The organism is Campylobacter sp. 2018MI34, from assembly GCF_016598975.1.
GTDB lineage: Bacteria > Campylobacterota > Campylobacteria > Campylobacterales > Campylobacteraceae > Campylobacter_D.
Genome location: NZ_JAENKS010000005.1, coordinates 57,170 through 65,774, shown reverse-complemented (window position 1 = coordinate 65,774; position 8,605 = coordinate 57,170). Strand labels below are relative to the sequence as shown.

Below are 8,605 nucleotides of genomic sequence, written 5' to 3'. Positions count from 1 at the left end.
ATTTAATGCTTTAACTTTACCTTGTGGGGTTAAATTTTCTACTTCTAATTCTTTTGTAAGTTTAATATAATTAATTGAGCAAATATTATTTATCAAGCATTGATCTTTTTGATTTTCAATTAAATAATAATTTCCATTTTTCACGCTAAAGCCATAATTCTTAATTTCATAAGCATAAAGATTAAAAATAAAAAATAACATTAATATTAAAATTTTCAACATTATTTACCTTTAAATAAATTTAAAAAATTATAAGGTAATAAATTTAATATTTTTTAAAATTAACTACTTCTAATTATCTTTTTATTTTATAAAATTTATTTTAAAATGTAATTTTCTTATAAAAACAAATTCAAATCATTTAATAAGTTATTTTCAACATAAAAATTAACACCTTTAATTATTTATAAAATTAAAATTTCTTAAAAATTATTCAATCATTTTATAAGTTAATTTTTGTATATTAATCAATTAAAATAATTTATAGTAAAATATATAATTAATTAAGGTTTAGCAATGAAAAAAGAATTTTTTGAAACTTTAGAAATAATTTTATACAATCAAAATTTAAATCAAAAAATTAATGATTTTTATAATTTTTATGATGATTTTAAAAGCAAAAAAATTATTTTTAATCATTCTAATATCAGCATTCTTAAAGAAAGTAGCTATAAAAATGTAAAATTCATACATCCCACACGTATCAGAAGGCCTAAATTTACCAAAAGTATAAAATCCTTAGCTCAAATTATACATTCAATTGCTCACATTGAATTTAGTGCTATTAACTTAGCTTTAGATAGTGCTTATCGTTTTAAAAATCTTCCTTTAAAATTTTATCAAGATTGGTTAGAAGTTGTAGATGAAGAAATAAAGCATTTTCAATTTTTAAATCAAGCCTTAGAACAACTAGGATATAAATATGGAGATTTTTTTGTTCATGATAATTTAGATTTAGCTTTAAAATTAACAAAAGATTCTTTAGCTCTTAGAATGGGGGTTGTACATAGAGGTTTAGAAGCAAAAGGACTTGATGCAAATCCTTTTGTTTTAAAAAAAATACAAACAAGTGATAATGAAATTAAACCTTTTTTGGAAGAAATTTTACACATTATTTTAAGAGATGAAATCACACATGTCGGCAAAGGAGATTTTTGGTGGAAATATTCTAAAAATAAAGAAGAAGATTTTTTAAATTTATGTAAAGAATTTAAAACCTTTTCTTTGGCTGGAAAACAACTTAATTTTGAAGCAAGAATTCAAGCAGGATTTGATCCTTTAGAATTACAAAAAATTAATGAATTTTATAATAATTAAATCTTCTTAAACATTAAAATTACAAAATTATACAAGGCTCTAATAATTCCATAAAGAACATATAAACTTGCTAAAAAAACTAGAGCCTCTAAAGGATAAAGATATAAAAAAGAAAAAATTATTATCAAAACAATTAATACTCTTAAAAAATTTGCACGAGAAAAATCAACTTTTTTAAAACTCGGATAACGGATATTGCTTACCATTAAAAATCCAAGAATTGCTTGTAAAATTAAAAAAATAAGACCATAAGACTCTAAAAATTCATATTTTACATAAGCATAAGTATAAATTGCACTAACAACAGCTGCAGTAGGAATAGGTAAGCCAATAAATACTGAAGGTTCATATGTTCCAGTTGTCACATTAAATCTTGCCAAACGAATAGCACCAAAAACAACAAAAAAAGCTGTAATCAAAGAACCTAATTTTCCATAATCAGTTCCAATGCTTGTATAGAAAAAAATTGCTGGAGCAACACCAAAAGCAACTAAATCTGCTAAAGAGTCAAATTCAACACCAAATTTTGAAGTAGTCTTTGTAAGTCTTGCGACACGTCCATCTAGTCCATCACAAATTAAAGATAATATGATATAAATTAAAGCTTTTTGATAATTTCCCTGTATAGAAGAAATTATTGAAATAATCCCTAAAAACGCCGAAATAGCTGTAAAAAGATTAGGTAATATATAAATAAGTTGGGGTTTATTATTCATAATTTCTCCTTTAAAAAATCACTCTAAATAACCTATTAAAGCTCCTGCTTTTACTTTATCTCCAAGTCCTACTTGAATGCGAATTTTATCTTTTGGTAAAAATAAACTTATGCTTCCATTAATAAAAAATCCTATCTCATCTCCAGCATTAAGTTCTGAATAAATGTTATATATATTCAATTTTCTATCCAATGACCCAGCATAAATTTGATAAATGATATTTTTATTATCCGTACTTGCAAAAATTGATACATTTTCATTCATATCTTTTGAGCTTTTTAAACTATTGCATAAAAAAAGTCCATACTTTTTTTGAATCTTATTAATTTTCATTTTAAAACAGGCATAAAATGTCCCTGGATTATAAAAAAAATTTTTAATATTTATTTCTATACACTCTCCTAATAAATAATGATTTAAATTTTGTATTTTTACAATTTTTCCATCAATAGGAGATAATATAGCTTTCTCATCCATACAAGCTAAAGTTCTTTTTGGCGTTCTAAAAAGAAACAAAAGTAACAAAAGTATTAAAAAGATTAAGATTGAAAAAGACCAAAATATCCAAACTATAAAAAATAAAGCTAAGCAAATTCCTATAGTAAAATATCCAACTTTTGAAATATACTTATTCATCTATCTCTTCTTTTGATAAAGAATCTTTATCTTGTTGTAAGCGTGTTGGAAGATTATTATTTATTTCATATTCTTTAATAATTTCCCTAACTTTAGCACCTTCAATAGTTTCTTCTTCGTATAAAGCTTCTACCATAGTTTCAATAGCACCTTTGTAATCATTTAAAATCTTCTTTACTTCATTGTATCTCTCATCCAATGTTGTTTTAACATAAATATCTAAAGATTCTGCCATTTTTTCAGAATAATCTTTAATTGTTTGACCACCATTTAAAAAAGTATTTCTTTGTTTTTCAAGTACCATTAGACCTGCAATTTCACTCATACCATACATAGATATCATAGCTTTTATAATATCTGTAGCTCTTTCAAGATCGTTGCTTGCCCCTGTTGAAATTTCTCCAATAAATACTTCCTCAGCAGCACGTCCTCCCAAAAGAACATCTACTTCTGCAAGCAACTCATGTTTTTGCATTAAAAACTTATTTTCTTCTGGAGTATTTAAAGTATATCCTAAAGCTGCTAAACCTCTAGGGATTACAGAAACTTTGCTTACTTTTTTAGCACCTTTAGTTGTTTCTGCAATTAAAGCATGACCACACTCATGATAAGTAACAATTTTTTTCTCTTTATCATTAATACGACGTGATTTTTTTTCAAGACCAGCTATAGCTCTTTCAACAGCTTCAACTAAATCATTTTGCTCTACATATTTTTTAGAATCTCTTCCAGCTAAAAGAGCAGCTTCATTGATGATATTAGCCAAATCCGCTCCTGCTAAACCTGCAGTAAGTCTTGCTATGTCTTCAACTTTTACACTAGGAGAAATTTTTACATCTTTCATATGCACTTTTAAAATATCACATCTTCCTTTGAAATCAGGTTTATCTACTAATACTTGTCTATCAAATCTTCCTGGTCTTAAAAGAGCTGGATCTAAAACTTCTGGACGATTTGTAGCCGCCAAAACAATCACAGGAGAACTTTCACTTCCAAAACCATCCATTTCAGCTAAAAGCTGATTTAAGGTTTGCTCTCTTTCATCGTTGCCGCCCATCATACCACTTGCTGCACGACTTTTACCGATAGCATCAATTTCATCAATAAATACAATAGCTGGGGCTTCTTTTTTAGCATTTTCAAATAAATCTCTTACTCTACTTGCTCCAACACCTACAAACATTTCTATAAAGCTTGATCCAGAAACACTAAAAAATGGAACATCAGCTTCACCGGCAACAGCTTTGGCTAATAAAGTTTTTCCTGTGCCTGGAGGTCCAACTAGTAAAAGTCCTTTTGGAATTTTTGCCCCTAATTTAATATAACGCTCAGGAAATTTTAAAAAATCAACTATTTCTTTTACTTCTTCTTTTGCTTCTTCAACTCCAGCTACATCAGAAAATTTTACTTTTGGTTTTTCGGAATTTACAAGTTTTTTAGAGCTTCCTATCCCTAGAATAGAACTCCCCATATTTTTTTGCATACGGCTTGCCAAAAACATCCAAATACCAAAAAAGATAAAAATTGGAAGTACCCATGAAAACAAAATATCAGTAAACCAATTAGTTTCAGAGTAAGCTCCATAAGCAATATTTTTTTGATCAAGCAAATTCACAAGCTCTGGATCATTGACTTTTTTAGCTGTATAAATAGTATTATGAGTTGAGGATATGGCTTTAATAGTAGTTTGTCCTATACTAACTTGATTAATTTGCCCGCTTTGTATGAGTTTTTTAAGTTCTGAGTAAGCTACATTCTTGCTTACCTCACCTCCATTTAAATTAACTCCAAAAGAATTATTTCCATCAAAAAATCCTTTAAAAAGAATTATCATTATGATTGCAAAAATTGCAAAAATAAAAATTGGATTTTTGTTAAAAAAATTATTATTTTTTGGATTATTATTTTTATTATTTGGTTTATTCATTAAATTTCCTTTTTATAAACTAAACTTATCCATTCATTTGATTGAATTTTATCAATCAATTTTAAATCTTTAAATTTATCTTTTATTCTATTTTCATATTTATCTAAAATTCCAGACAATATAAGTATAGCATTATCATTTAAACATTTTTTAATATCATTTTCTAAAATCAAAATAATATCAGCAATAAGATTAGCTACTACTAAATCATATTTTTTATTTGCTTGATCTACAGAACCATGCCATATATTTTGAAATTTTACACTATTAATTTTAGCATTTTTTTTAGCACTTTCAATGGCTAAAATATCTGTATCGCAAATATCTACCTTACATAAATATTTTGCAATAATAATTGCTAAAATTCCACTCCCGCAACCTATATCCAAAGCTAACATATTTTTTTTAATATATTTTTGTAAAAATTTTATACAAGAATGAGTACTTTCATGATGGCCAGAACCAAAAGCAAGTGCAGGATTTATTTTGATATTTAAACAATTTTCTTTTGGCTCTTGCCAAGAAGTATGAATATAAACATTATCAATCAAAATAGGATTAATGCTTTTTTTATACTCTTCAATCCAATCTTTATTTTCTTTTCTTTCAAGTTTTTTTTGAAAGAAAATTTCTTTATTTTCTAAAGTAGAAAGTTTTTCTACAAATATACCTAAAGCAAAATCTATATTTTCTAGACTGTCTTCAGATCTTATAAAAAAACCTCCATCTTTTTCCTCTAAAGCCTCAATCCCTAAATCAAATATGAAATCAGTAAATACCTTTTCATAGGATTTTTCAACTTTAAAAAATAATTCATAGTAAAATTTTTGCATTTTGAAACTATTGCCAAAAAGGCTTATATTTTTTATTCAGATACCTCAGAACCAGTTCCTAAAACATCTTCAAGTTTTTCTTTTAATACTTGTGGGGTAAATGGTTTTACAATATAGTTATTAACACCTGCTTTTAAAGCCGTAATAACTTCAGCTTTACCACCTTCAGTTGTTACCATAATAATAGGCATATCTTCATATTTTTTCTCAGCCCTTACCTTTTTCACCAACTCTAAACCATTCATTTCTGGCATATTCCAATCAGTAATTAAAACTTTTACATCTTCATTTTTAGTCAGTAAATCCCAAGCTTCAACCCCATGTTCAGCTTCAAGAACATCATTATGCCCAAGTCTTGTTAGAGTATTCTTAATAATCCTTCTCATAGTAGAACTGTCATCAACAACCAACAATTTCACAATTTCGTCCTTTCAAATTTCTAATTTTACTATTTATTTTACTGAAACAAAAAACAATTATAACATCTTTTCGTTAATTATTTTCATAAATATTACTATTTTTATATTTTACCGCAAATAAGTATATGCTAAGTCCAATTAAAAGAAGATTAATACCAGCTATAAGATATATTACATAAATCATTTGAGATAAATCACTTGATACAAGTTTAAATACCAACATTAAGGCTTCAATAGCTAAAGCAATAATAATCGAACCCAAAAATCTTACCATAGTTTTTTGTATTCCGTGAGTTTCTTTTTTTGTTCTTCCTAAAACTTCTTCTTCTATAATAGTTTTTGTAAGATCAAAAATAGCTAAAGCTAAAGTAATAGCTATAGTACTTTGAAATATAACTTGTATTCCAACTTTTTCTTGCTCGTGAAATAAACTAAAAAAACCTTTTTGAAATAAAAAACATGTAATTATAAATAAAACTACAGCAAAACAAAAATAAATCGCTCGACTAAAATAGTTAAAAGTTGTTTCAAAATATCCAGCTTCTATTACTTTTAAAATATTAATTAAACTTACATCTATACAAACTACAAATAATAATTCATTTTTATCGTTATAAATTGGCATAGATGCAGTAACGCATAACTCATTGTTTAAACTTGAAGGATAAGGATCACTTAATATACAACGTTTAAATTTAACAGCTCGATAAAAATAAGCCTTAGAACTTCTATCTTCTCCTGCTCCTATTTCGTATTCTTTTTTTAAAGCTATTGTATTGCCAATTTGTTTTCCAGAAGTATCAAGTATATACAAAGCATCGAAAATAGAAATATCATGTTCAATTTTATCTAAAGCTATTTTTATACTATCAAGATGTATATTAGGAAGCTTATTGGGTAAATTTCTTGTTAAAATATAAGTCATATATGCTCTTGCTTTATAACGATTGTCTTCAAATTTTTGCATATCTTTAATAAACATTAATTACCTCCGGCGTTATGTTTAAATTCTGGAACAATTTCAAGCAATATTTTAATTATATCTTCATTCTGCTTAAGTTTATCAATTTGAGAGTTTAATACAGCAAGATCAGTTTTTTGATCTTTTACCACAAAAATACTTTCATATTTTGTTTTAGCATCATTTTCATCAATCAAAAGTTCTTCAAAAAGTTTTTCCCCTCTTCTAAGTCCGGTAATTTTAATTTCTAAATCAGGACGATTTGAAAGCAAAAGCATTTTTTTTGCTAAATCCATAATTTTTACAGGCTTGCCCATATCAAGGACAAAAAGCTCCCCTCCTTTTGCTATAGCACCTGCTTGAAGAACAAGTTGCACTGCTTCATCAACAAGCATAAAATATCGCACTATATCAGGATGCGTAAGACTTAAAGGCTCTCCTTTTGCAATTTGCTCTTTAAATTTAGGAATTACGCTTCCACTTGAACCTAAAACATTCCCAAAACGAACACAAGCGACTTCAAAATCTTTATTTGATAAAGCCAAAGTATAAAGCTCACAAACTCTTTTAGTGCAACCCATAATACTTGTAGGTCTTACAGCTTTATCGGTACTAATCATAACAAATTTTTTAACTCCATTATTTTTTGCACTATCTATTAGAATTTTAGTTCCTATAATGTTATTTAATACTGCAGAATATGGATTTTGCTCACAAAGTGGGACATGTTTATAAGCTGCTGCGTGTAAAACAAGTTCTGGTTTATATTGTTTTAAAATATTATCAAGATTATCTTTTTCTAGGATACTCATTAAAATAGGAACGATTTTATCTTTAGATAAACTTAAATCTTCATTAATTTTATAAAGATTAAATTCGCTATGATCAATCATTATAAGTTGTTTTGCACCAAATTTAATACATTGTTTACAAAGCTCACTTCCTATACTACCTCCAGCTCCACTTACTAAAACTACTTTATCTTTTAAAAAGTCTATAACTGCATTATTGTCTAAATCTTTAGGTTTTCTAGCAAGCAAATCTTCTATACTGATATCTCTTGCTTCATTTCTTGTAAAAGAAAAAATTTTAACATCCAAAATTCCATAGTTAATAAGTTCTTCAAAAAGTTTTTTTAATTCTTCTTGCTCAAGCTTTAATGTAATAATTGCTGTTTTTGTACCTTTAGCTACATAATCTTTGATTTTATCTTTTGACTCAACCTTAAATTTATCACAATAAGTTCCAATAAGTTCTTTTCTCTCGTCAATCACTCCAACAGGATAAAGTCCTAAATGTCCCTCTTTGGCACCTTTTAACAAATGAAGCGCTTTAGAAGTTGCTCCTATAACTATACAAGGATTTTCTTCAAAAACTTTATTAGATTTAAAATCAACAAACATTCTTTTACTAATTCTTAAAGAACCTATAAACATATAAGATAAAACAAAATCTATCCCTATAACACTTCTTGGAAAAGGATTAAAAAAATCACTATAAAAAGAAAAAATTATCAAAAAAATAATTTCAGATAAAATAAGAGCTATAAAAATTTTTCTTGCTTCATTTAAAGAAAAAAATCTCCAAGCTACTTTATAAATCTTAAAAATAAACAAAAATAAAATCTTTAAAATAATAAGTATAAAACCTGATTTAAACATAGAATGATAAAATTCATCAGGAATATCTCCACTAAATCTTAAAGAAAAAGCTAAAAAAATAGAAAGTAAAAATAAAAAAATATCAAAACAAACAAAAAATATCAGTCTTTTGCTTTTATAAAAAGTAAAATCCAT

At 26.4% G+C, this 8,605-nt stretch carries 9 protein-coding genes; 1 reads left to right on the top strand and 8 read right to left on the bottom strand.

The window, feature by feature from the left end; translation table 11 throughout:
• Positions 1 to 222: hypothetical protein (locus JG676_RS02695; protein ID WP_200217245.1), on the bottom strand; the 222-nt coding region annotated here is incomplete at its 3' end.
• 294 nt (positions 223 to 516) lie between these two features.
• Here JG676_RS02695 and JG676_RS02690 point away from each other — a divergent pair.
• Entirely contained in the window at positions 517 to 1,317 is an 801-nt protein-coding gene (locus tag JG676_RS02690) for a ferritin-like domain-containing protein (protein WP_200217244.1), read from the top strand.
• Here JG676_RS02690 and pssA read toward each other — a convergent pair.
• The 7 genes from pssA to pglF form a co-directional block, all read right to left on the bottom strand.
• Complete coding sequence (gene pssA, locus JG676_RS02685; RefSeq protein ID WP_200217243.1) at positions 1,314 to 2,033, bottom strand: CDP-diacylglycerol--serine O-phosphatidyltransferase; 720 nt, start codon at positions 2,031 to 2,033, stop codon at positions 1,314 to 1,316. The genes JG676_RS02690 and pssA overlap by 4 nt on opposite strands.
• 18 nt (positions 2,034 to 2,051) lie before the next feature.
• Positions 2,052 to 2,669 (bottom strand): phosphatidylserine decarboxylase, encoded by a 618-nt coding sequence (locus JG676_RS02680; RefSeq protein WP_200217242.1) that lies wholly within the window; start codon positions 2,667 to 2,669, stop codon positions 2,052 to 2,054.
• Entirely contained in the window at positions 2,662 to 4,596 is a 1,935-nt protein-coding gene (gene ftsH / locus JG676_RS02675) for an ATP-dependent zinc metalloprotease FtsH (protein ID WP_200217241.1), read from the bottom strand. The genes JG676_RS02680 and ftsH overlap by 8 nt, the downstream gene beginning before the upstream one ends.
• A complete protein-coding gene (locus JG676_RS02670; RefSeq protein ID WP_200169472.1) occupies positions 4,596 to 5,429 on the bottom strand; it encodes a 50S ribosomal protein L11 methyltransferase in 834 nt (277 codons plus the stop codon). Before JG676_RS02670 ends, ftsH begins: the two co-directional genes overlap by 1 nt.
• A 32-nt stretch (positions 5,430 to 5,461) precedes the next feature.
• A complete protein-coding gene (locus JG676_RS02665) occupies positions 5,462 to 5,848 on the bottom strand; it encodes a chemotaxis response regulator CheY (protein ID WP_200169473.1) in 387 nt (128 codons plus the stop codon).
• 73 nt (positions 5,849 to 5,921) lie between these two features.
• Positions 5,922 to 6,830, bottom strand: coding sequence for a PDC sensor domain-containing protein (locus tag JG676_RS02660; protein ID WP_200169474.1), 909 nt, complete (start codon positions 6,828 to 6,830; stop codon positions 5,922 to 5,924).
• Positions 6,830 to 8,605, bottom strand: coding sequence for a UDP-N-acetylglucosamine 4,6-dehydratase (configuration-retaining) (gene pglF, locus JG676_RS02655; protein ID WP_200217240.1), 1,776 nt, complete (start codon positions 8,603 to 8,605; stop codon positions 6,830 to 6,832). The genes JG676_RS02660 and pglF overlap by 1 nt, the downstream gene beginning before the upstream one ends.